This window comes from Amycolatopsis sp. NPDC049253 (assembly GCF_040678995.1).
Classification (GTDB): domain Bacteria; phylum Actinomycetota; class Actinomycetes; order Mycobacteriales; family Pseudonocardiaceae; genus Amycolatopsis.
Genome location: NZ_JBFAQX010000002.1, coordinates 85,164 through 108,394, shown reverse-complemented (window position 1 = coordinate 108,394; position 23,231 = coordinate 85,164). Strand labels below are relative to the sequence as shown.

Annotated in this window: 21 protein-coding genes; 13 read left to right on the top strand and 8 right to left on the bottom strand. The window is 73.1% G+C overall.

All coding sequences use genetic code 11. From position 1 onward, the window contains the following. Positions 1-6: 6 nt before the first annotated feature. The 7 genes from AB0K15_RS04765 to AB0K15_RS04735 all read left to right on the top strand — a co-directional run bounded on the left by AB0K15_RS04765 (position 7) and on the right by AB0K15_RS04735 (position 7,706). Positions 7-1,188 (top strand): ADP-ribosylglycohydrolase family protein, encoded by a 1,182-nt coding sequence (locus AB0K15_RS04765; RefSeq protein ID WP_364045602.1) that lies wholly within the window; start codon positions 7-9, stop codon positions 1,186-1,188. Next, positions 1,185-2,531 carry an ADP-ribosylglycohydrolase family protein gene (locus tag AB0K15_RS04760; RefSeq protein WP_364045600.1) on the top strand — a complete coding sequence of 449 codons (1,347 nt, stop codon included), beginning with the start codon at positions 1,185-1,187 and terminating at the stop codon, positions 2,529-2,531. Before AB0K15_RS04765 ends, AB0K15_RS04760 begins: the two co-directional genes overlap by 4 nt. After that, the gene (locus AB0K15_RS04755) at positions 2,528-3,412 is read left to right on the top strand and encodes a ribokinase (protein ID WP_364045598.1); all 885 of its coding nucleotides are present in this window, start codon (positions 2,528-2,530) and stop codon (positions 3,410-3,412) included. Before AB0K15_RS04760 ends, AB0K15_RS04755 begins: the two co-directional genes overlap by 4 nt. Continuing rightward, complete coding sequence (locus tag AB0K15_RS04750) at positions 3,409-5,361, top strand: SUMF1/EgtB/PvdO family nonheme iron enzyme (protein ID WP_364045596.1); 1,953 nt, start codon at positions 3,409-3,411, stop codon at positions 5,359-5,361. The genes AB0K15_RS04755 and AB0K15_RS04750 overlap by 4 nt, the downstream gene beginning before the upstream one ends. Beyond that, entirely contained in the window at positions 5,358-6,566 is a 1,209-nt protein-coding gene (locus AB0K15_RS04745) for a CoA transferase (RefSeq protein WP_364045594.1), read from the top strand. Before AB0K15_RS04750 ends, AB0K15_RS04745 begins: the two co-directional genes overlap by 4 nt. Beyond that, positions 6,563-7,402: a CoA ester lyase gene (locus AB0K15_RS04740; RefSeq protein ID WP_364045592.1), complete on the top strand. Its 840-nt coding sequence runs from the start codon at positions 6,563-6,565 to the stop codon at positions 7,400-7,402. The genes AB0K15_RS04745 and AB0K15_RS04740 overlap by 4 nt, the downstream gene beginning before the upstream one ends. Positions 7,403-7,475: 73 nt before the next feature. After that, entirely contained in the window at positions 7,476-7,706 is a 231-nt protein-coding gene (locus tag AB0K15_RS04735; RefSeq protein WP_220239402.1) for a hypothetical protein, read from the top strand. Here AB0K15_RS04735 and AB0K15_RS04730 read toward each other — a convergent pair. The 3 genes from AB0K15_RS04730 to AB0K15_RS04720 form a co-directional block, all read right to left on the bottom strand. Then, positions 7,703-8,125 (bottom strand): DUF6010 family protein, encoded by a 423-nt coding sequence (locus tag AB0K15_RS04730; protein ID WP_364045590.1) that lies wholly within the window; start codon positions 8,123-8,125, stop codon positions 7,703-7,705. The two genes, AB0K15_RS04735 and AB0K15_RS04730, sit on opposite strands and share 4 nt — an antisense overlap. A gap of 103 nt (positions 8,126-8,228) precedes the next feature. Next, on the bottom strand, positions 8,229-8,393 hold the full coding sequence (locus AB0K15_RS04725; RefSeq protein ID WP_364045588.1) for a hypothetical protein: 165 nt from the start codon (positions 8,391-8,393) through the stop codon (positions 8,229-8,231). A 47-nt stretch (positions 8,394-8,440) separates the two neighbouring features. Beyond that, positions 8,441-10,417, bottom strand: coding sequence for a Na+/H+ antiporter NhaA (locus AB0K15_RS04720; RefSeq protein ID WP_364045586.1), 1,977 nt, complete (start codon positions 10,415-10,417; stop codon positions 8,441-8,443). A 113-nt stretch (positions 10,418-10,530) separates the two neighbouring features. On the opposite strand from AB0K15_RS04720, the gene AB0K15_RS04715 reads away from it, so the two are divergent. Continuing rightward, on the top strand, positions 10,531-11,055 hold the full coding sequence (locus AB0K15_RS04715; protein WP_364045584.1) for a CGNR zinc finger domain-containing protein: 525 nt from the start codon (positions 10,531-10,533) through the stop codon (positions 11,053-11,055). Between the two features lie 37 nt (positions 11,056-11,092). On the opposite strand, the gene AB0K15_RS04710 is transcribed toward AB0K15_RS04715, so the two are convergent. Further along, the gene (locus AB0K15_RS04710) at positions 11,093-13,426 is read right to left on the bottom strand and encodes an FtsX-like permease family protein (protein ID WP_364045582.1); all 2,334 of its coding nucleotides are present in this window, start codon (positions 13,424-13,426) and stop codon (positions 11,093-11,095) included. Next, entirely contained in the window at positions 13,423-14,130 is a 708-nt protein-coding gene (locus AB0K15_RS04705; protein WP_364045580.1) for an ABC transporter ATP-binding protein, read from the bottom strand. The genes AB0K15_RS04710 and AB0K15_RS04705 overlap by 4 nt, the downstream gene beginning before the upstream one ends. Before the next feature lie 131 nt (positions 14,131-14,261). Here AB0K15_RS04705 and AB0K15_RS04700 point away from each other — a divergent pair, with 131 nt between their 5' ends. Then, entirely contained in the window at positions 14,262-15,059 is a 798-nt protein-coding gene (locus tag AB0K15_RS04700; RefSeq protein WP_364045578.1) for a sensor histidine kinase, read from the top strand. Beyond that, positions 15,056-15,739: a response regulator transcription factor gene (locus tag AB0K15_RS04695; RefSeq protein WP_364045576.1), complete on the top strand. Its 684-nt coding sequence runs from the start codon at positions 15,056-15,058 to the stop codon at positions 15,737-15,739. The genes AB0K15_RS04700 and AB0K15_RS04695 overlap by 4 nt, the downstream gene beginning before the upstream one ends. Here the strand turns inward: AB0K15_RS04695 and AB0K15_RS04690 are convergent. The 3 genes from AB0K15_RS04690 to AB0K15_RS04680 form a co-directional block, all read right to left on the bottom strand. After that, positions 15,697-16,632, bottom strand: coding sequence for an LLM class flavin-dependent oxidoreductase (locus tag AB0K15_RS04690; RefSeq protein WP_364045574.1), 936 nt, complete (start codon positions 16,630-16,632; stop codon positions 15,697-15,699). The genes AB0K15_RS04695 and AB0K15_RS04690 overlap by 43 nt on opposite strands. 121 nt (positions 16,633-16,753) lie before the next feature. After that, entirely contained in the window at positions 16,754-17,440 is a 687-nt protein-coding gene (locus AB0K15_RS04685) for a GntR family transcriptional regulator (protein WP_364045572.1), read from the bottom strand. 56 nt (positions 17,441-17,496) lie between these two features. Then, positions 17,497-17,997, bottom strand: coding sequence for a VOC family protein (locus AB0K15_RS04680; RefSeq protein ID WP_364045570.1), 501 nt, complete (start codon positions 17,995-17,997; stop codon positions 17,497-17,499). A 105-nt stretch (positions 17,998-18,102) separates the two neighbouring features. Here AB0K15_RS04680 and AB0K15_RS04675 point away from each other — a divergent pair, with 105 nt between their 5' ends. The 3 genes from AB0K15_RS04675 (at position 18,103) to AB0K15_RS04665 (ending at position 23,197) form a co-directional block, all read left to right on the top strand. Next, positions 18,103-20,265 (top strand): thiamine pyrophosphate-dependent enzyme, encoded by a 2,163-nt coding sequence (locus AB0K15_RS04675; RefSeq protein WP_364045568.1) that lies wholly within the window; start codon positions 18,103-18,105, stop codon positions 20,263-20,265. A 34-nt stretch (positions 20,266-20,299) separates the two neighbouring features. After that, positions 20,300-21,562, top strand: coding sequence for a dihydrolipoamide acetyltransferase family protein (locus AB0K15_RS04670; protein ID WP_364045566.1), 1,263 nt, complete (start codon positions 20,300-20,302; stop codon positions 21,560-21,562). 147 nt (positions 21,563-21,709) lie between these two features. Beyond that, a complete protein-coding gene (locus AB0K15_RS04665; protein ID WP_364045564.1) occupies positions 21,710-23,197 on the top strand; it encodes a metallophosphoesterase family protein in 1,488 nt (495 codons plus the stop codon). Positions 23,198-23,231: the final 34 nt, after the last annotated feature.

Below are 23,231 nucleotides of genomic sequence, written 5' to 3'. Positions count from 1 at the left end.
ATTCTCTTGACCTGGCTGGAAGACCGGGCCGTCGCGGTGATCACCGGCGCGGCCGTGGGCGACGCCCTCGGCGGGGCCGTCGAAGGGTGGACCCCCGAGCAGATCGAGGAACGCCACGGCGGCCGCGTGACCGGCATCGTGGGCCCGTGGTACCCGAACTGGCGCGACGCGCGTCCCATCGCGCCGTACCACAAGGGCGACGGGCACATCACCGACGACACCCTCATGACGCGGGCGCTCGTGGAGGTCTACGCGAAGCGCCGCGAGCACCTCGACGCGTTCGCGGTGGCCGAAGACCTCGTGCCGCTGATGATCGGCGAACCGCAGTGGGTGCCGGAGCTGGAGTCCACGGCGCTGCTGCTGCAGCGGGTGTTCCTCGCGGAGAAGTGGATCGTCGCGCGGCTCCACTACGGGCACGTCGACCCGCGCGAGGCGGGCGTGGGCAACGTCGTCAACTGCGGTGCGGCGATGTACGTCGCGCCGGTCGGCGTGGTCAACGCGGGTGATCCCCGCGGTGCCTACGCCGAGGCGATCGACCTCACGGGCGCGCACCAGTCGAGCTACGGCCGGGAGGCGGCCGGCGTCCTCGCGGCGCTGGTCGCGGCCGCGGCCGCCCCCGGCGCGACGCTCGACGACGTGACCGCGGCGGCGCTGGAGCTCGCGCACGACGGCACCGCGGTGGCTCTGCGCGCGGTGATCGACGCCTTCGGCGGGACCGCCGCGGCGCCGGTCACCGACGAGGAGGAACGCGCGCTGGCCCGCAAGGTGCGGGAAGTCGTGGCGCCGTTCGACTCCGTGGGGCCGGAGTACCGGCAGATGTCGCTGGACGCGCGGCGCCCGTCGCGGACCAAGTCCATCGAGGAGCTGCCGGCCGCACTCGCCTTCGTGCTCGCGCACCGCGGCGACTTCCGCGGCGCCGTGCTCGCGGCCGTGAACTACGGCCGCGACGCGGACTCGATCGCCGCCATGGCCGGGGCGATCTGCGCGGCTCTCGGTGGCGCGCAGGTGGTGCCGGCGGAGTGGCTCGACCCGATCAGCGAGGCCAGCCGCATGGACATCGTCGAGACCGGCCGTGTGCTGGCCTCGGCGGCGGCCGACATCATGCGGGCCGACCGCGAGCGGGCGCAGGCTCGCGTCAAGGCGCTGGACGGCCTGGACGGGGCCATCGCGGTGGAGGCGCGGGCGTGAGGCTGACCTGGGCCCAGCCCGAGGACCTGCTGGCGCACGAGCTCGTCCAGTCCTCTGTGGAGGGTCGCGACACCGCGGACGTGCGGATGCGCTGGGTGGCGGCGGGCGGCGACCCCGTCCCCGCCGTGAGCGGCGCCGGGCCCGACCCGGCGCCGCCCGCCCTGCGGGCCCTGGCGCGCACGCTGCTCGGCGAGCTCGCCGCGGTCCCGGCCGCGCCGGCGCCGGGCGAGCCGGACGAGTGGGACGCGATCGTCGCCACGCTGCCGGCCGCGCCGGACCTGCCGCGGGGCCTGCGGCACGGGCGGGTGCTCGGCGCGTGGACCGGGCGGGCGGCCGGGTGCTTGCTGGGCAAGCCGGTGGAGAAGATCCCGCGCGAGGGCATCGAGGAGATCCTGCGCGCCACGGGCCGGTGGCCGCTCGAGAAGTGGTTCACCGCCGTCGGGCTGCCCGCCGACGTCGCCGCGCGGTGGCCGTGGAACAAGCGCTCGGCACCGACGTCGCTCGAGGAGAACATCCACGGCATGCCCGAGGACGACGACCTCAACTACCCGATGCTCGCGCTCACGCTGCTGGAGACGCGCGGGCGCGGGTTCACCACCGAGGACGTCGCGCAGCTGTGGCTCGACAACCTCCCGGCCGGGCGCGTGTTCACGGCCGAGCGGGCGGCCTACCGCAACATCCTCGACGCCCGCCCGGTGCCCGAGACCGCGACGTACTTCAACCCGTTCCGCGAGTGGATCGGCGCGCTGATCCGCACCGACGTGTTCGGCTGGGTCTCGCCGGGCGACCTGCGCGAGGCGGCGCGTCTCGCGTGGACCGACGCCCGCCTGAGCCACACCCGCAACGGCGTCTACGGCGCCATGTGGGCCGCGGCCCTGGCCTCGGCGGCGATGGTGTGCGACACGGTGGACGAGGTGCTCGACGCCGCGTCCACGGTGATCCCGCCGGGCAGCCGGTTGGCGGAGGCGGTGCGGCTCGGCCGCGCGGCCGCGGTGGACGGTGACATCCGCACCGGCCTCGACCGCCTCCACGCCGCTTACGGCGACCTGCACTGGGTCCACGTGCTCGGCAACGCGGCCGTGATCGCCTACGCCCTCGCCAAGGGGGCCGGCGAGTTCGGCCCGAGTGTCTCCATCGCCGTCACGGCGGGCTGGGACACCGACTCGGCCGCCGCCACGGTCGGCGGCGTGGTCGGGGCTTTGCGCGGCGTCGCCGGCATCGGTGACCAGTGGGTCGAGCCGCTCGACGGCCGCATCGCGACGTCCCTGCCGGGCGGCGAGCAGAAGATCGCCGATCTGGCGGCCCGGACGGTCGCGCTGGCGACCGCGGAGCGTGGGGCGTGACCGGGACGGTGGTCGTGGTCGGCTCGGCGAACGTCGACCTGGTCGTCGACGCGCCGCGCCCGCCGCGGGCCGGGGAGACGATCCTCGGCGGGCGGCTGCGGCGCAGCCCCGGTGGCAAGGGCGCGAACCAGGCCGTGGGTGCCGCCCTGGCCGGGGGAGCGCACACGACGTTCGTGGGCGCCCTCGGCGAGGACGAGGCCGGCGACCTGATCCTGCTGTCGCTGGGTGGTGCCGGCGTGCGGACCGACCTCGTCGCGCGGACGAAAGCGGCCACGGGCACGGCGTTCATCACCGTGTCGCCGGACGGCGAGAACGCGATCGTCGTCGCGCCGGGGGCCAACGAGCGCGTGCGGATCGGCGAGGTGGAAGCCGCGCGGATCGCGGCGGCCGACGTGGTGCTGGCGCAGCTGGAGATCCCGCTCTCGGTGGTGCGCGCCGCCGCGGCCGCGCGCAAGCCGGGCGCGCTGTTCGTGCTCAACGCCGCGCCGTCGCGCGAATTGCCGGCCGACGTCTGGGCCGCGCTCGACGTGCTCGTGGTCAACGAGCACGAAGCCGCCGACCTCGGCGGCCTGGAAACCCTGCTCGACCGCGTGCCCGCCGTCGTGGTCACGCTCGGCGGCGACGGCTGCCTCGTCGCCGAACGCGGCCGGGAACCCGTGCGGGTGCCCGGAATCCGGGTGACCGCGGTGGACACCACCGGCGCCGGCGACACGTTCTGCGGGGTGTTCGCCGCGGGGCTGGCGCAAGGCCGTTCGCCGGCCGAAGCCGCCCGGCTCGCGGGTGCGGCCGGTGCGCTGGCCGTCACGCGGCCCGGTGCGCAGGCCGCCGTTCCCACTGCCGAAGAGGTCGCGGCGTTCGCGACCGGAGAAAAGGTGCGATGACCGCCCCGTTCGACCCCCTCGTGCCGCGTCCGATCGACCGGCCGGCGGAGGTCCCGCTCACCCCGCTCACCGGCGAACAGCTCGTCGCGCTCGACGAGGCCAAGATCTTCGCCGCGCCCGCGGACCCGGCCGACCGGCCGGCGTGGCGGGAGAACCTGCGCCGCTGGCGCGAGGATTCCCGCCGCCGCCACGACTACACCGGCGAGGCCTACGAGCGCCCCGGCGCCGCGTGGGCCGCCCGGTGCCACACCGTCGCGCAGGTCTGGCTGTGGGACGAGCTGCTGTACTCCTTCGCCGAGCACAAGTTCACGCCCGAGGTGTTCCTCGCCGACGCCCGCGAGCGCTTCGGCGGCCTTGACGCCGTCGTGCTCTGGCACGCCTACCCCGTGATCGGCCTCGACGACCGCAACCAGTGGGACTACTACCGCGACGTCCCCCGCCTGGCCGAGCTCGTGAAGGCCCTGCACGACGCGGGCCTGCACGTGTTCGTGGACTACAACCCGTGGGACGTCGGCACCCGCCGCGGCGCGGACGACCTCACCGAGCTGGCGGCCCTCGTCGCGGACTTCGAGGCCGACGGCGTTTTCCTCGACACGCTCAAGAAAGCCGAGCCGGGCTTCGTCGAACGGCTCGAAGCCGCGCGGCCCGGGGTCGTGCTGGAGGGCGAGTCGAAGCTGCCGGTCGAGCGCATCGCCGACCACACGGCGTCGTGGGCCCAGTTCTTCGCCGACTCGCCCGTGCCCGGCGTGCTGCGCGCGCACTGGTACGAGCGGCGCCACATGCAGCACCACGTGCGCCGCTGGCACCGCGACCACTCCGAGGAACTGCAGTCGGCGTGGCTCAACGGCGTCGGCGTGATGGTGTGGGAAGTCGTGTTCGGCGTGTGGGTCGGCTGGTCGGCCCGCGACGCCGCGACCGTGCGGCGCATGGTGACCGTGCAGCGCGCGGCCGGCGACCTGCTGCTGGGCGGCGAGTGGACCCCGCTCGCCGAGCTGACCCCCGAGGCCGACAGCGCCGGCGTCTACGCGTCGGGCTGGGAGCTCGACGGCGTGACACTGTGGACACTCGTCAACCGTGGCGAGACGGACTACACGGGTGAGGTGCTGCCCGCCGGGCCCGGCAAGATTCTCGACCTGCTCGGCGGTGTGCCCGCCCGGGGCATCGGTGCGGTGCTGCACCTCGCCGACGGCACCCCCGAACCGGCGTGGCTGCCGGGGCTGGTCGATGCGTTGAAGGCCGCGCCGCACGACGCCCACGCCCGTTTCCCGCACCGGATCGCGGAGCGGGTGAGTCCACCGAGGACCACCGGCCGGCCTGAAGCGGATGCCGTCACGGTGCCGGCCGGCCCGTACGTGCTGACCGTGCGCTACCAGGCCCGCGAAACCGGGATGTACCAGGGCGCGCCCTACGTCGACGAGTGGAAGCCCCTCCCGCCTCGGTTGCACGACGCCCGCACCCTCCAGCGTGACGGCTCGCTCGCGACCGCGGTCGCGGTGGCGGCCACCGAGGTCACCAACGCGCAGTTCGCCGAGTTCCTCACCGCCACCGGCTACCGGCCCGCGTACGGGCACCGGTTCCTCGCGCACTGGACCGATGGCGTGCCCGGCGACCCCGACGAGCCCGTGACCTTTGTGGACCTCGACGACGCCCGCGCGTACTGCGCGTGGCGTGGCGGCCGGCTGCCCACCGAGGACGAGTGGCAGCTGGCGGGGGAGACCGGTCCGTGGAATTCGAGTGTGTGGAACTGGACCGAGAGCGAGCACTCCGACGGGCGGACCCGCTTCGTGATGCTCAAGGGCGGCAGCGACTACCGGGCCGAGGGCTCCGAGTGGTACGTCGAGGGCGGCCGCCACGCCCCGGACGTCAGCGTGAAGCTGTTGCTGCCCGGCTTGGGTCTCGCGCGCGCCGCGACGGTCGGGTTCCGCTGTGCCTGGGAGGTGACGGCATGACGACGTCGCGGGATTCCGCCGGTGGCGCGCTGGCCGGGCTGCGGGTGGTGGACGCGTCCACGCTCTTCGCGGGCCCGATGGCCGCGATGCACCTGGGCGACATGGGCGCCGAGGTGATCAAGGTCGAGCACCCGCGCCGGCCCGATCCGTCGCGCACGCACGGCGTGGCCAAGGACGGCGTGAACCTGTGGTGGAAAACGCTCGGGCGCAACAAGCGCACCGTCACCGCCGACCTCAGCAGCGAAGGCGGGCGTGAGGTGTTCCTGGCGCTCGCCGCCGAGGCCGACGTGGTGATCGAGAACTTCCGCCCGGGCACCCTGGAACGCTGGCACCTCGGCTACGACGAGCTTTCGGCCCGCAACCCGCGGCTGGTGCTCGCGCGCGTGACCGGGTTCGGGCAGTTCGGCCCGTACCGCTCGCGCCCCGGCTTCGGCACGCTCGCCGAGGCGATGAGCGGGTTCGCCGCCACCACGGGCGAGCCCGACGGCCCGCCGACGCTCCCGCCGTTCGGCCTCGCCGACGGCGTCGCGTCCCTGGCGACGGCCTACGCGATCATGGTCGCGCTCTCGGCCCGGGCCACCAGCGGGCGCGGGCAGGTCGTGGACACCGCGATCATCGAGCCGATCCTCGCGATGCTCGGCCCGCAGATCACGCGGTGGGACCAGCTGCGGACCGTGCAGCCGCGCACGGGCAACCGGTCGATCAACAACGCGCCGCGCAACACCTACCGCACCGCCGACGGGCAATGGGTCGCCGTGTCCACCTCGGCGCAGTCGGTGGCCGAACGCGTGGTGCGGCTCGTCGGCCGGCCCGACCTGGCCGAGCAGCCGTGGTTCGCCCGCGGCGCCGACCGGGCCCAGCACGCCGACGAGCTCGACGACGCCGTGGGCGGCTGGATCGCCCAGCGCAGCCGCGCGGAGGTCGTCGCCGCGTTCGAGGACGCGCAGGCCGCGGTCGCCGCCATCTACGACGCCGCGGACATCGTCGCCGACCCGCAGTTCCGCGCCCTCGGCACCATCCACGAGATCGACGACCCCGAGCTCGGCCCGATCCTCATGCAGGGCCCGCTCTTCCGCCTGTCCGGCAACGACGGCGTCATCGGCTTCACCGGCCGCCCCCACGGTGCCGACACCGACTCCGTGCTGAAGGAACTGGGCTTCTCGGCCGAGCGCATCGCCGAACTTCGCGAAGGGGGAGCGGTATGAGCGCGACCCCGCCGTTGACCTTCCTCTACGCCCCGGCAGACCGGCCCGATCGCGTGGAGAAGGCGCTCGCGGCGGCGGCCGACGTGGTGCTCGTGGACCTCGAAGACGCTGTCGCGCCCGCGCACAAAGACGTGGCGCGCGAGAACGCCGTGCGGCTGCTGGCCGGCCTGCCCGAGGGGCGGCGGGTGCAGGTGCGGGTGAACCATCCCAGCACGCCGTGGCACGCGGCGGACGTCGAGGCGCTCGCGGGGCTGCCGGTGGCGGTCGGGGTGCGGATGCCGAAGGTGGAGGCGGCCGAGGAGGTGCTGGCGCTCGCGGCGGCGCTGCCGGGGCGGGAGCTGCACCCGTTGATCGAGTCGGCGCTGGGGGTGGAGCGGGCGCTGCAGATCGCGACCGCGTCGCCGCAGGTGGCGTCGATCGGGCTCGGGGAGGCAGATCTGCGCTCGGACCTGGGCGTGGACGACGAAGCCGGGCTCACGTGGGCGCGCAGCCGCGTGATCGTGGCGGCTCGGGCTGCGCGGCTGGCACCGCCGGCGATGTCGGCGTACCCGAACGTCCGGGATCTCGACGGGCTCGCGGCTTCGTGCCGGGCCGGGCGCGCACTCGGGTTCCGGGGCCGCACGGCGATCCACCCGGCCCAGCTCGCGACGATCCGCGCCGCGTTCCTGCCGAGCGCGGAGGAGGTGGCGCGGGCCAGCGAGGTCGTGGCGCGCGTCGCCGACGCCACGGCGGCCGGGGTCGGGGCGATCGCGCTGGCCGACGGGACGTTCCTCGACGTCGCGATGGTCGAGCGTGCGCGCACCGTGCTGGCGCTGGCCCAGCCGGATCCCGCTTGAGCGATCTCGGACACAGGAAAGCCCGCTCCGTCTTCGACTACTCTGGGCAGTGCCGAGTCCGGAGGGAGGGGCCATGACCGACGAGGAGCTCGTGGTCGAGTTCGCGCTGCGGCGCCTGGACAACCCCGACCTCGAGCTGGAGGAGATCGCGGCGCTGGTCGTCCGGCGGCTGGGGCCCGAGCGCATGCTGGAGTTCGCGTCGCAGAACCTCGCCACCCGCGGTGAGCTGCGCGCGGCGATCTTCCCCTCGGCCGTCGAGCACGTGCTTCGCGTCGTGCTGACCCTGCGTGGCCGCAGCGACTAGTCGCTCACCGCGGGCGTGGCAGCGGCCGGAGCCTTCCGGCGCAGCCACGCCCAGGGACTGCGGCCACCCGTGAACGCCCACAGCGCGATCACCGGGTCCGTCAGCGCGCACCCGAACGACGAGTCCGCCGCGAACGGCAGGATCGGCGCGCCCTTGAGGTGGTGGACGACGTCCCACGCCGTGTGCAGCAGCCACCCGATCCCGATGAACGTCCACGAGTCCAGCCCGCGGAAGGCGACCAGCGTCATCACCGCGCAGAACACCAGCTCCCACACCCCCAGCTCGCCCCCGGACAGGTAGGCCGCTCCCGCGCCGGCGACCATGAGGGCGTTGACCTTCCGCCGGTGCGGCTCGGGGATCAGGGACGAGAGCAGCACGTACACCAGGCCGATCACGATCGGCAGCAGCACTTCGGTCATGGTCGTCACGCTAGGAAGCCCGGGGCGGACTCACCATCGGCCTCCGTGCCAGACAGCAGCGGATTCCCGCCAACCGACGGGAATCCGCTGCTGTGCAGCCGGCTCAGCGCGGCTTCGGTGTGGGTCGCCGGCGGCGGGACCAGAAGGGCAGCCGCGCGCCCTGTCTCGTGACGTAGATGCCCGGGACGAGGCCGAGGGCCGGGGTCAGCGCGCCGGTGGTGTCGATCTCGGCCGGGGTGGTGGTCTGGGTGGTGGTGCGAGCGGACATGACTTCCTCCGGGTGTCCCGAGTGGACAGGTCGCTTGTGGACGGTGCTCAGGCCGCGGCCGCCGCGGCGTCGGCCTCGATCGGTGCCGCGGTGGCGAAGGCGGCCACGCGGCTGCGGGCGCCGGTGATCACGGTCGTCAGCGTCGTGAGGTCCTGCGGGCCGTCGTGGCGCTGCTCGTTGACGAAGAACGTCGGGGTTCCGGCCACGCCGCTGAGGTCGGCCGACTCCACGTCACGCTCGACGTGGCCGGCGAACCGGCGGCGCAGCAGGTCGTCGCGGAACCGGTCGACGTCGAGGCCGAGCTGCTCGGCGTACCCGACGAGAGCGTCGAAGTGCAGGTCGGCCTGGTTGCTCAGCAGCAGGTCGTGCATCGGCCAGAACGCGCCCTGCGCGCCCGCCGCCTCGGCGGCCTCGGCCGCGAGCTGCGCGTGGGGGTGGATGTCGTGCAGGGGCAGGTGGCGCCACACGTAGCGGATGTCGCTGTTCTCGGCCAGCAGCTCGCGCGCGGTCGGCGCCGCCATGCCGGTCCACGGGCATTCGAAGTCGCCGTACTCGACCACGGTCACCGCGGCGTCCTCCGGCCCGCGCACGTGGTCGCGGCTCAGGTCGACCGGAGCGACGAGGTCGGTCAGCAGGGGAGCGTCGCCGAGCAGGGCGCGGGTCCGCACCGCTTCCGGCAGCGCGGCCGTGATCTTCTGCACGAGGAAGGTCAGCAGCGCCGCACCCGCCGCCGCGGCGAGGACACCGAGCTTCGCCTCCTCCAGCTCCCGCCCGGTGAAGGCGAGGTCGGCGATCAGCAGCGACACGGTGAACCCGACGCCCGCCATCGCGCCGCCGCTCAGCACGCCGGCCCAGCCGACCTGGGGCTGCAGCGCGCCGCCGGTCAGGCGGGTCAGCAGCCACGACGTACCGAACACCGCGACCGGCTTGCCCAGCACGTAGGCGAGGAAGATCCCGACGGTGATCGGTGCCGTGACCGCGCCGGCCAGCACCTCGGTGTTCACGGTGATGCCGGCGTTGGCCAGCGCGAACAGCGGGACGACGACGTAGCTCGTCACGCGGTGGAAGGCGTGGCGCAGCCGGGCGTTGGCCGACAGCGTCGCGCTCAGCCGCTTGCTGGCCGAGCTGGCCGCCTCGGCGGTGGGCTGCTCGCGGAACAGGCGCACCAGCGTCGTCGCCTCCTCCAGCGAATCGCGCTTCGGCACGTACGCCGACGTCGCGAGCCCCACCGCCAGACCGGCCACCACCGGGTCGATTCCGCTGGTCAGCAGCGCGCCCCACACCGTCAGCGCCAGCGCGGTGAACACCGGCTTGCGGTAGCGGTAGTCGAGCCGGCGGCTCGCCAGCACCCCGGCGTACGCGGCGGCGGCGATCCCGACGGCCATCAGGTCCACGTGCGCGCTGTACGCCAGCGCGATCACCACCAGGGCCACGATGTCGTCGACCACGAACACGGTGAGCACGAACGTGCGGATCCGCTCGGGCGCACCCCGCCCGACCACGGTGAACACGCCCAGCGCCAGCGCGGTGTCGGTCGACATCGCGGCGCCCCAGCCGTGCGCGCCGGGCCCGCCGCCATTGAGCGCGAGGTAGATCAGCACGGGCACCGCCATGCCGGCCAGCCCGGCGACGGCCGGCAGGATCAGGCGGCGGCGTTCGCGCAGGTCACCGAGGTCGAACTCGCGCCGCGCCTCCAGCCCGACCACCAGGAAGAACAGCGTCATCAGACCGCTGTTGACCCAGTCGCGCACCGGCAGCGCGGCGCTCAGCGGGCCGACCCGCACGCTCAGCACCCAGTTCCACACGGCGTCGTATACGCCCGGCGCCAGGTTCGCCCAGGCCAGGGCCACCACGATCGCCGCGACGAGGATCCCGGCGCTGCCGGACTCGGTCCGCAGGAACGTCCGCAGCGGGCTGGACGACGGCCCGGACATCGACATGCGGCCCATCGGCATCGCGGACTGGCTCATCCCCGGCATCGGCATGGTTTCGCTGGTCCGCGGGTCCATCGGCGTCACGTTCATGTCTAACCCTTAAAGTCGCTGGAGGTAGTTAGAACTGAAACATGGTAGAACTAACCTGTCAAGAGGGAATTTGAGGGTTAGGTCGAGCGGAGGGCGGAGCAGTGGAGACAGCGGTGGGGAATGCAGCGGGGAGATCACCGGAGCACGACGAGACGCTGGTCCTCGACCTGCTGAACACCACGGCCCTCGTCGACGGCGCGCCGCACGACGACCTGGCGGACGCGGCCGACGCCCTGCGCTGGCTGTCCGCCCACGACCAGCCGGCGACGGAAGGGGAGTGGCGCACCCTGCTCGACCTGCGTGCGACGCTGCAGCAGGTGGTGCGCGGCGCCGCGGAACCCACGTCGGTCGGGCGCTTCGTCGAGGGCGTCGGCTACCGGGCGTCCCTCGGCGCGGAGGGCATCGGCTGGACCCTCGACGCTCCCGCGGGCCACGCCGCCGCGGCGCGCGCGGTCCTCACCTGGGACGGGTTGCGCGAGTCCGGCCGCCTGCGCCCGTGCGCCAACCCGGAGTGCCGCCTGTTCCTCATCGACCACAGCAAGGCCAACACCGCCCGCTGGTGCTCGATGGCCACGTGCGGCAACCGCCTCAAGGCGCGCCGGCACTACCGCCGCGCCCAGCGGTCCGAAGTGGACTGAAGCGGGCCCTCCCCGGCGGCAGGGCCCGTTCCAGGGCTCATTCGTTGTGCAGCACCGTCGCGATCGGCAGCCGGGCCGCGCGTCCGGCGGGGACGAGCGCGCCCAGCACGGCGATGACGACGCCGGCCAGCCCCAGCGCGACGAGCATCGGCGCGCGGTAGACGTCGATCACGAACCCGAACACGTCCGACTGCGCGGCGCGCAGCATGGCCGGCCCGACCAGCCGGTGCACGAAGAAGCCGAGCGGCAGCCCGAGCAGCCCGCCGGCCACGCCCAGGACCCCCATCGACGTGACCATCATGACCGTCACCTGGCGCGGCGTCATCCCGATCGCCTTGAGCATCCCCAGGTCGCGGCGGCGTTCGTGCGCGTTGAGCACCACGGTGTTGAACACCCCGAGTGCCGCGACGATCGCGAGCACCAGCGTCAGGACCGACGCGCTGCTGACGAGGAGCACGGCCTGCGAAGACGTGCCGTCGCGCGGGGGAGCGGCCTCCAGCCCGGGGTCGCGGGCGTGCACCGCGTTCACGAGCGTCGTGCGGTCGGCGCCGGGAGCCAGCTGCACGTCGTAGGTCTCCGCGCGGGTGCCCGGCGCGAGCCCGTCGAGGGTCGACCAGTCGGCGTAGATCGCCTGGTCGTTGTTGGTCAGGGTGACGCCGACGAGCGTGAGCTGCGTGCGATTCCCGCCCAGCTCCACCATGATCGTGTCGCCGAGGGCGAGCCCACGCTGGTTGAGGAACCGCGACGGCGCGGCGGCTTCCCCGGCGCGCGCCGCCCACCGGCCCGCCACGATCTGCGGTCCCAGCGCCGCCCAATCCCCGCGCGAGAAGGTGACCGAGGGGTTCTCCTGGCTGCCGAGCAGGTGCACGGTGCGCGTCGCCGAAGCGGCGACCCGGACGGAACCGGGCAGTGCACGCAGCATCGCCTCGTCGCCCGCGTCGCCGAGCGCCGGGGCGGGACGTGGACCGGGCAGCCCGGCCGGAAGGGTGAGCCTGTCGGGCAGGCCCGCGAGGAACTCGACGCGGTCTTGGTGCGCGGGCCGCATCGCGTTGTTGTAGGCGCTCACCGACAGCGTGACGCCGATCGACAACGTCACCGTCATGACCCCGAGCACGATCGCCGCCAGCGTCAGCGCACTGCGTGCTGGGCGGGCGAACGGGACCCCGAGGCCGAGGCTGACCGAGCGCGGCAGCCGGGTGCCCGCGAGCCGGCGCTGGACGGCGAGCGCGCGCCCGAACCGCGGTCCGCTGCCGGCGCTGATCGCCGCGGTCGCCGGCAGCCGGCGTGCCCGCAGCGCGGAAACCAGCGCCGCCAGCACGACGACGAGCGGCAAGCCCACCAGCGCGACGACGTCGACCCACGCGTCGATCCCGGCCTCGCCCGCGCCGAACGCGCTGAACGCGTCCGCGAGCACCGGCTTGGCGACGAGGTTGCCGCCGATCGTCCCGACGACGCAGCCGAGGCCGGCGGGGACGAGCACCATCAGCAGGTACACGGCCATCACCTGGTTCGGTGTGAACCCGAGTGACTTGAGCACCCCGATGTCGCGGAAACCGGACACCACCGCGCCGCTCACCACGTTGGCGACGATCAGCACCGCCACCGCGAGCCCGAGGATGCCGAACGGGACCAGGAAAGGCACGTACGGGCCGACGTCGGAATTGAGCCGTTCCTCGACGGTCAGGTAGGACTGCTCGCCGAGCACAGACCTCGCCGGCAACCCTGCCGTCACCGCGGTCAGGCCCGCGTCGACCTCCGCCGCCGTGCTGGCGTGGGTGAAGCGGTAGAGCACCTGCGCCGTGGTGGGCCGCAGCGCCGTCAGCTGCGCCGGCGTCACCCACGCGTCGGCGGACGCGCTCACCGAATACGCGAACCCGACGACGGTGAGCACGGGTTTGCCCGGGATCTCGATCCGCGAGCCGAGCGGCACCAGGTCGCCGGCGCCGCGCGGGAGGTTCAGCACGATCTCCCCCGGCGCGGTGGCCCATCGGCCCGCCCACACGTCCAGCCGGTCGACGGCGCCTCCGGGATCTGCGCGCCCGACCGTGGTCAGGCTGCCCGCCCGCGCCGCGACGCTCTTCGCGGTGTCCAGCGTGACCTGCCCGAACGGCCCGGCCGACGCCTCGACTCCCGGGCTCGTGGAGGTGGCGGCGAGCTGCTCGCCCGGCACCCGCGTGGTGTCGTAGGCGACGACGAGGTGCGCGCCGTTCTGCTGCGCGTGCGCCCGCTGGAACGGCCCCGACGCCGACACCAGCAGCCCGAGCGCGAGCACGATCGTGCCCGTGGAGACCGCGACCACGACGCCGATCACGGCCGTCTGCACCCGCCGGCGCCGGACCGCGGCGCGCGCGACCCGCCCCACCGCGCTCACGACGAGCGCTCCAGACCCGCGGTCGCGGCGATCCGGCCGTCGACGACCTGGATCACCCGCGTGGCGCACTGCTTCGCGAGCCGCTCGTCGTGCGTGACGAGCAGCAGGGTCTGGCCGATCTGGTTGAGGTCGAGCAGCAGATCCATCACCTGCTCGCCGGAGCGGCTGTCCAGCGCGCCGGTGGGCTCGTCGGCCAGCAGCAGGGCGGGCCGGTTCATCAGCGCCCGGGCCACGGCCACGCGCTGGCGTTCCCCACCGCTGAGCTGGGCGGGGTAGACGTTGCGCCGCCCGGCGATGCCGAGCTCGTCGAGCAGCTCCAGCGCGCGGGCACGGGCCTGCGCGGCCGAGGTGCCGGTCAGCTGCGCGGCGAGGGCGACGTTGTCGAGTGCCGGGAGGTCGTCGAGCAGGTTGAAGAACTGGAAGATCATGCCGATGCGCCGGCGGCGGAACAGCGCGAGCCCCGTCTCGCTGAGCTTGCCGAGGTCTTCGCCGTTGACGACGACGGACCCGGACGTCGGCCGGTCCAAACCGGCCACCATGTTCAGCAGCGTCGACTTCCCGCTGCCCGACGGCCCCATCACCGCGACCGCCTCGCCGGCGCGGATCCCCAGCGAGACCCCGTCGAGGGCCACCGAGTCGCTGTACTCCTTGCGGACGGCGGTCAGCTGCACCACCGGGTTCGCTCTGCTCTCGTCACTGGTCACAGCGCGCAATCCTGAAGCAGCTTCGTCACCGGGGCATCAGCCCGGCGAGGTAACCGCGCGCTGCGGTCATCCTGGGGATGTAGGCGCCGGGTTGATGCGGTGCGGGCGGCGGCCTGGGAGAGTCTCGGGGTGTGTGGGAACTCGGGGTGGCGGCGGTGGCGTGCCTGGTCGCGGTGGTGCTGGCCGTGCGGCTGGTTCACGCGCGGCGCGCGGCCGCCCGTGCGCTGGAGCAGCGCGGGTGGCTGCTGGAGCGGGAGCGGGAAAGCGCCGCGCAGCAGGCGGTCGACGCCGAACGCGCGCGGATCGCCCGCGAGCTGCACGACATCGTGAGCCACAACGTGAGCGTGATGCTGGTGCAGGCCGGCGCCGCGCGGCTGGTGGTCGAGACCGAGCCCGCGCAGGCGGCCGAAGCGTTGCGGGAGGTCGAGACCGCCGGGCGAGACACGATGACGGAGCTGCGGAACCTGCTCGGCCTGCTCGCGCCCCCGGCCGACGGCGAGGAGCCCCACGACCTCGCGCCGCAGCCCGGCCTCGCGCGCTTGAGCCCGCTCGTCGACCGGATCGCCTTCGCCGGGCTGCCGGTGGAGGTGCGCGTGTCGGGCGGGCCGCGGTCGCTGCCGTCCGGAGTGGACTTGACGGCGTACCGGATCATCCAGGAGGCGCTGACCAACGCGCTCAAGCACGGCGACGGGGGGAAGGCCGAGGTGACGGTGCGCTACACCGACCACTACCTGCGGGTCGAGGTGGTCAACAGCGGGCCGAGCGTGCTCACGGGCGGCTCGGCCGCCGCGTCCGCTCCCCGGGGCGAGGGCCGCGGCCTGCTCGGGTTGCGGGAACGCGTCGCGGCCTTCGGCGGGGACCTCGACGCGCGGCGCCGCCTCGGGGGCGGGTTCCGCGTGCGCGCCCGGATCCCGCTGGAGCGACCGTGACCGCCCCGCGCGTCGTCATCGCCGACGACCAGGGCCTGGTCCGCACGGGATTCCGCATGATCCTCACGGCCGGTGGCATCGACGTGGTCGGGGAAGCGGCCGACGGGGTGGCCGCCGTGGAGCTGGTGCGGGAGCTGCACCCGGACGTCGTGCTCATGGACATCCGGATGCCCGCCATGGACGGCCTCGAAGCCGCGCGCCGCGTCCTGGCCGACGACCCGCGCTGCAAAGTGCTGATGCTGACGACGTTCGACCTCGACAGCTACGTCTACCAAGCCCTCGCCGCCGGCGCGAGCGGCTTCCTGCTGAAGGACGTGACGCCGGAACACCTCGTGGCCGCCGTCCGGCTCGTCGACACGGGCGACGCGCTGCTGGCGCCCTCGATCACGCGGCGGCTGGTGGAGCGGTTCGCCGCGGCCGGCGCTCCGGCTCCGGCCGTGGCGGCCCCGTCGACCCACCGCGACCTGTCCGCGTTGACCCCGCGTGAACTCGAAGTCCTGACGCTGCTGGGCCGGGGCCGGTCCAACACCGAGCTCGCCGCCGACCTCACCCTGAGTGAGGCGACGATCAAAACCCATGTGGCGCGCATCTTCGCGAAGCTGTCGCTGCGCGACCGCGCCCAAGCTGTCGTGCTGGCCTACGAAACCGGCCTGGTCTCGCCCGGGGACCCGCCCGCCTGACCTTCGACCGCCTGCCGGACCGCCGGGACGACGTCGCGCGCGAAGCGCAGCACCTGGTCGATCGTCTGGTTCTCCGGCCAGAACACGAACGTCGTGAAGGGCAGGTCGGTGGCCGAGCGCGTCAGGAACCCGGCCCACTGGGCCGCGTCGCCGCGCAGGGGCTCGGCGCCGGTGGTGACCTGCAGGGTGCCGGGCGCGTCGGTGATCGTGCCGACGACCTGGCAGATCCGGCGCACGTCCGAGGGCAGCCGGCCGGTGGCAGCCGCGGCCTCGTCCAGGATCGTGTTGGCCGGACCCCACTGCTCGTAGGGCAGGTAGGACGGGATCGGCGCGGCCCAGCCGTCGGCGATGCGGCCGGTCAGGGCCAGTGCCTTCGGTCCCTGTGCACCGGTCCAGAGCTCGATCGGGTGCGCGGGCCGGGGCCCGGGCACGAGACCGTCCACTGTGTAGTGAGTGCCGCGGTGGTGGAGGGGCCGGTGGTCGGCGCGCCAGATCGCCCGCATGAGCTCGAATGCCTCTTCGAGCGCGGCGTTGGCCTCGGCCCGCGAGCGCCGTCGGACGCCGAGGCGCTCGATCGCGTCCCAGTAGCCGCCCGCGCCGACGGCGAGCTCGAAGCGCCCTCCGGACACGAGGTCGAGCGAGGCGGCGGCCTTGGCGAGCATCGCAGGCGGGCGCAGCGGCAGGTTCGTCACGTCGGGGAACACGTGGATGCGGCCGGTGGCGGCCAGCAGGGCGCCCGCGAGCACGAAGGTGTCGAGGTACTCCGGCACGTACGGGTGGTCCTGGATGCCCAGGAACTCCAGCCCGTGCTCCTCCGCGGCCACCGCCAGCTCGCGGTGCGCGCCGACGTCGAGCGTCGGCACGAGCGAGAACCCGAAAGCCAGGCGAGTCATGGCGGTACCCTTCCCGTCGAGGTGGTCACATGCGCTGACTATCAGCTTTAATGACCACTGCTGTGGGGAGCATACCGCGAGGAGGAGCGTCACTCGGCGACCCGGACACCGGGCCAGGTCTTCAGTGACCGTCGAACTCGCCTCGGGACGGGACGGGAACCGCGAACACCTCCGGGTGCTTCACCAGCTCCACCCGGGTCCGGCGGATGTGCAGCTCCAGGATGCGCTCGGCCGACGCGTGGTCGCGCTGGCGCAGCGCCTCGATGAGCAGCCGGTGCTCGGCGCGGATGATCCAGCTGCGGCGTTCGCCGGCCAGCCGCGTGAACGCCCGGCGGTAGTGCTGCGTGGTGTCCCACAGGCGGTTGAGGATCGCGGCGAGGTCGTGGGCGTCGTGGTGGCGGTAGACCGTCCAGTGCAGCTGCCGGTCGAGCACGAGGAACTCCTCGACGTCGTCGGTCCGCTCGATGCGGTCCTCGAGCGCCTCCAGCTCGTCGATGTCCGCATCGGACAGCCGGGGCGCGGATTCGGCCAGCAGCAACGGTTCCAGCCGCTCGCGCATCTTGTACGACAGCTCGCACTCGCGCACGTCCATGGACGTGACCCACGCGCCGGAGTTGGCGCGCAGGGTCACCAGTCCCCGGGACTCCAGGATGCGCAGGGCTTCGCGGACCGGCAGGCGGCTCGTGCGCAGCTCCTCGGCCAGCTCGTCCTGGATGATGCGCGTGCCCGGGGCGAGGCGGCCGTCGAGGATTCGCGCTCGCAGCTCGTCGGCGACGCGCTGGCTCGCCACGCTCGCGGGTACGGCCACGCCGGTTCCTCTCGATCGGACGCCTCGCGGCGATCCCAGACTCAGCCGGACGGGGCTCAGTCGAACGCCTCCGGGTTGTGGTCGAAGGCTTTTCCGTTCGGATAGGACACTAGCTCACACTGCAGGCCCCACGGTGACAGGAAGTACACCCACCGCTGCCCTTCGCTCGCGCCGCTGCTGGTGGTCGGCTCGCCGAGCACGCGCAGGCCGCGGCGGTGCAGGTCGGCGACGGCGGCGTCGAGGTCCTCCACGTAGAGCGCGATGTGGTGCCCGCCGACGTCGGAGTTGCGCGGCGGCGCCGGGTTCTGCTCCGGCGCCTCGTACTGGAACACCTCGAAGATCGCCCTGCCGCCGAGCCGGTAGAAGTGCAAGCGCCGCATCACGGCCTTGTCGTCGACGCCCAGGTGCTCGCTCATCCAGCTGTCGTCGTGCTCGTACGGCCCGAGCCGGTACAGGTATTCGCAGCCCAGCACCTCGGTGAAGAACTCGTGGGCCTGGTCGAGGTCCGGCACCGTGAGGCCGAAGTGGTCGACGCCCGTCACCCCGGGGATCGGCATGAGTACACCTCCAATGGATCCATTCGCTTGCTTTTCATGGCTACTTGACGGCATAGTCTCCGTCAAGCCTTTCGCAATGGATCCATTCGAAGATGAGGAGCCCTGATGGCCACTCACGAGTCACTGGTCGCCGGCGCGCCCTGGATCCGCCTGCGCGCCACGCCGGAGGACTGGGACGAAGCCGCGCCGGACCTGCTGCTGAGCCTGTTCGGGCGGGCGCAGTGGATCCGGTCGTTCGAGGAGTACGTGCTGGAGCTCGCGGGCCAGGGCCTCGTGCACGGTCCGGCGCACTCGAGCATCGGCCAGGAGGGCGGCGCCGTCGGCTCGATCTCCCCGCTGCGCAGCGACGACTTCGTGAACGGCTCGCACCGCGGCCACCACCAGTTCCTCGCCAAGGCCTTCGGCCACGTCACCCCGAAGCCCACCGGGCTGCCGGTGATCGACGACGAGGTGCGCACCGTGCTGCGCCGCACGCTCGCCGAGATCTGCGGCCTGGCCGAGGGCTACGGCAACGGCCGCGGCGGGTCGATGCACCTGCAGTGGCGCGAGGCCGGCGCGATGGGCACCAACGCGATCGTCGGCGGGGGAGTACCGCAGGCCGCGGGCTTCGCGTGGAACCAGCGCCACACCGGAACCGACGCCGTCACCGTCACCTACTTCGGCGACGGCGCCGTGAACATCGGCTCGGTGCTGGAGACGTTCAACCTCGCCGCCGCGTGGAAGCTGCCCGTCTGCTTCTTCATCGAGAACAACCAGTACGCGGTGTCCACGCCCGTCGACACGGCCACGGCCGAAACCCGGCTCTCCGCACGCGGCCTCGGGTTCCACATCCCGAGCTGGCAGGTGGACGGAATGGATCCACTCGCCGTGCACCTGGCGATGAGCGAGGCCCTGGCCCACATGCGCGCGGGCAACGGCCCGACCATCGTCGAGGCCGAGGTCTACCGCTACTTCCACCAGAACGGCCCGTACGCGGGCAGCGCCTTCGGCTACCGCACGAAGGAAGAGGAGAAGTCCTGGCGCGACCGCGACCCGATCGACCTGCTGCGCGGCCACCTCGTGCGGCGCGGGCTCGCCGACGACGACCAGCTGAAGGCCTTCGACGAGGAGATCACCCGGGCGCTGCACGAGATCGGCGACAGCTTCCTCGAAGACGGCCCGGACGGCAAGCGCCGCATCAAGGACTCCGCGTGGCCGGACCCGGCGTTCGTCGACGTCGGCGTGCGCGGAGATCTGTCCGAACTGGACGGAAGCCGGTACGAGGAACCCGAGTCCTTCAGCGGTGCGCTGAAGGAGCGCCGGTTCATCGACGTCGTCAGCGATGTCCTCGCAAGGCGGCTGGAGACCGACGGACGCGTGGTCGTGCTCGGCGAGGACGTCGATCGGCTCAAGGGCGGCACCAACGGCGCCACCAAGCGGGCCATCGAAACGGCACCCGAACGCGTGCTGGGCACCCCGATCAGCGAGAACGCGTTCACCGGCCTCGCCGGCGGCATGGCCATCGACGGGCGCTCGCGCCCGATCGTCGAGTTCATGTACGCCGACTTCATGTGGGTCGCCGCCGACCAGCTGTTCAACCAGGTCGCCAAGGCGCGCCACATGTTCGGCGGAACCGGCAGCGTGCCGTTCGTGCTGCGCAGCAAGCTCGCCGCGGGCACCGGCTACGGCTCGCAGCACTCGATGGACCCGGCCGGGATCCTCACCACCGCGCCCGGGCTGCGGGTCGCGGCGCCGTCGAACCCGTTCGACTACGTCGGACTGATGAACACCGCGGTGGCCTGCGACGACCCGGTCGTGGTGCTGGAACACGTGGACCTCTACGCCACCACGGGCACCGCGCCGGTCGACGACTTCGACTACCGCATCCCCGTCGGCAAGGCCGCGCTGCGGCGCACCGGTGACGACCTCACGGTGATCAGCTACCTGTCCATGGTCGGGCACTGCCTCGAGGCCCTGGACGAGACCGGTGTGCGCGCCGACCTGATCGACCTGCGCTGGCTCGACCGCGCGAGCCTCGACTGGGACACGATCGAACGCAGCGTCCGCAAGACCAACCGGGTGCTGATCGTGGAGCAGGGCGCCATCGGCACCTCCTACGGCGGCCGGCTCGCCGACGAGATCCAGCGCCGCCTGTTCGACTGGCTCGACGCGCCGATCGAGCGCGTCACCGGCGGCGAGGCGTCGCCCAGCATCAGCAAGGTCCTCGAACGCGCGGCGATCGCGCGGACCGGGGAAGTGACCGCGGCGCTGCGGCGCCTGTCCGACTGACCGCAACTGCGACTGGCAGCGAGGAGTTCCAACGATGGCAACGCTGTTGCGGGTGCCCGAAGTCGCCACGGGGTCGACCGAGGCCGTGCTGAGCGAGTGGCTGGTGCCCGAGAACGAGGCGTTCGACGCCGGCACGGCGCTGGCCGTGCTGGAGACGGACAAGGCGGCCGTGGAGGTCGAGGCCGAAGCCGGCGCGACCGTGCTGCGGCAGCTGGTGGACCGCGGGACGACGGTGGAGGTCGGTACGCCGATCGCCGTGCTGGGTGCCGTGGGGGAGGACGTGAGCGGGCTGCTGGCGGAGCTGGGTGGATCGGCTTCGCGGAACGGGCCGGGTCAGTCAGGGCCGGCGCCGGCCGCGTCGAACGGTTCGCGCGAGCGGATCTTCGCGAGTCCCCTGGCGCGCAAGCTGCTGAAGGAAGCCGGGATCGGGCTCGAGGAGGTGGCCGGGACCGGACCGAACGGGCGGATCGTGCGCAAGGACGTCGAGGCCGCGATCGCGCGAGCGGACCGGCCGGCACCGGCACCGCCGCAGCCGGACCCGACGCCGCAACCGGCACCCGAAAAGCCCGCGGCCACGCCGCAACCGGCTCCCGTCCGTCGGGAGCCCGCGGCGGGCGCGGCGTTCACCGAGATCCCGCACACCCGGATCCGCCGCGCCATCGCGAGCCGGCTGACGATGAGCAAGCAGACCGTGCCGCATTTCTCCGTGCGGCGTACCGCGCGGATCGACGCGCTGCTGGCCCTGCGCGAGCAGCTCAACGAGGTGTCACCGGCGCGGATCTCGGTCAACGACCTGATCATCCGGGCCGTGGCCGTCGCGCACACCGAGGTGCCCGACGCCAACGTCATCTGGACCGAAGACGCCCTGCGCACATACGACTCGGTCGACGTCGGTGTCGCCATCGCGTCCGAGCGGGGCCTGGTCACGCCGGTCGTGCGCGGGGTCGAGAAGCTGGCGCCGAGCGCGATCTCGGGCCAGGTCAAGGGGTTCGCGGCCCAGGCCGACGAGGGCAGGCTCAAGCAGCAGGACCTCGAAGGCGGCTCGATCGCGGTGAGCAACCTCGGCATGTACGGCGTCGACGAGTTCACCGCCATCATCAACCCGCCGCAGTCGTCGATCCTCGCGGTCGGCGCCGGGAAGCCCGGCGCGGTCGTGGTGGACGGCGAGCTGACCGTAGCGACGCGGCTGGCGCTCACGCTGGCGGTCGACCACCGTGCGATCGACGGCGCGCTGGCGGCTTCGTGGCTGGGCGTGCTGGTCGACGCGCTCGAACAGCCGCTGCGGCTCGTCGCCTGATCCGGCCCGGTTCCGCCCGCCCGGTGTTCCGGCGTGCGGAACCGGCTCCGGTCGAGCACTGCGGAGGCGGCCGACTTCCGAGTGTCGACACTCGCTCTTCGCCCGGGGGCGGTGTTCCGTTCAACGGGCGGCTTTAGCTTGCAGCGCATGCCTGCTTGCGATTTCACCCGCCGAGACCTGTTGCGCTGGACCGCGTACGCCGCCGCTGCGGCGGGTTCGACGACGTTGCTCGACCCCGCCCGCGCGCTGGCCGCGACCGACGCCCGCGGCTCGGGCCCGGTGACGCCCGTCAACCTCGAACTCGTGACGCTCGCGGAAGACCGCGCCGTGATCACGTGGTACACCGGCCGCGCCGGCACCGACGACGGGCTCGGCCGCATGGTCCCGGCCGACGCCGACGGCGAGGTCCGCTACGGCACCAACCCCAACCGCCTCAACCGGGTCGCGCACGACATCACCGGCCACACCCCGTACCACTACGTCGAGCTGCGCGACCTCGAGCCGGGCCAGACGTACTACTACCAGGCCCGTTCCAACGGCACGCTCGCCGCGCCCACCGCGTTCACGCTGATCGCTGGCAACGCCGTGGGCACCACGGACCGCGGCCTCGGCACGACGGGACCGTTCGAGTTCACCACGCCGCAGCCGCCCGAGGGCAGCCACGTGTTCTCGGTCGTTCTGTGCAACGACCTGCACATGGGCGAGACGCAGGCGGGGCTCGTCGGAGGGCAGCCGCAGTACATCGGGATCTCGCAGGAGCCCGGGCTGCCGCCGTACCCCGAGGTGATGCTGGAATCGCTGGTCCAGGACGTGAAGCGCTTCGACCCGCGCTACCTGCTCGCCGCCGGCGACATCTCCGCCGAGGCCGTGCCGACCGACCTCAGCCGCGCCGGGCACCTGCTGTCGCGTTTCGGCCGCTACCAGGAGGACTACTTCGTCACGCGCGGCAACCACGACCGCGCGCACGTCGGCGACGCGTACTCGACCTGCCGCGTCGGGCAGTGGCAGGGCAACGACTGCTTCCACGACGCGTACTTCCCGCGCACCGAGCGCACCTACTTCTCGCGCGACCTGTCGGGCCTGCACGTGATCGGCCTCGACACCTACGACAAGCCCGGCAACGGCGGCGACGCCGGCGGCCTGTCGCCCGAGCAGCTCGACTGGTTCCGCGCCGACCTCAAGAAGCACCGCGACCAGCCGACGCTCGTGTTCGGCCACCACCCGCTCGTGATGCAGGACTCGGCGTTCCCGATCACCGCGGGCAGCTCCCTCGACGCGACCCAGGCCTCGCAGATCCTGGACTGGTACACGCAGACGCCGGGCGTGTTCCTGCACCACGCGGGCCACACCCACCGTAACCACCGCACGATCAGTCCGGCCGCGCCGCGCGTGACGCTCCAGGAAGTGGCCGCCGCCAAGGAATACCCGGGCGGCTTCTCCATCCTGCGCCTGCATACCCACGGCTACGCGCTGAACTTCTACAAGTCCCGCGGCGCGCTCGCCCGCCAGTGGAGCGAGCGCAGCCGCCAGGAGATCATGGGCTACTGGCCGCAGTTCGCCTTCGGCAACACCGTGGGCGACCGCAACACCGTGGTCAAGCGCGACCTGACCGGGCTGAAGCGGCCGCACCGCTGACGAGGTCGGTGCCATTGCCGGAGTTCCGGCAATG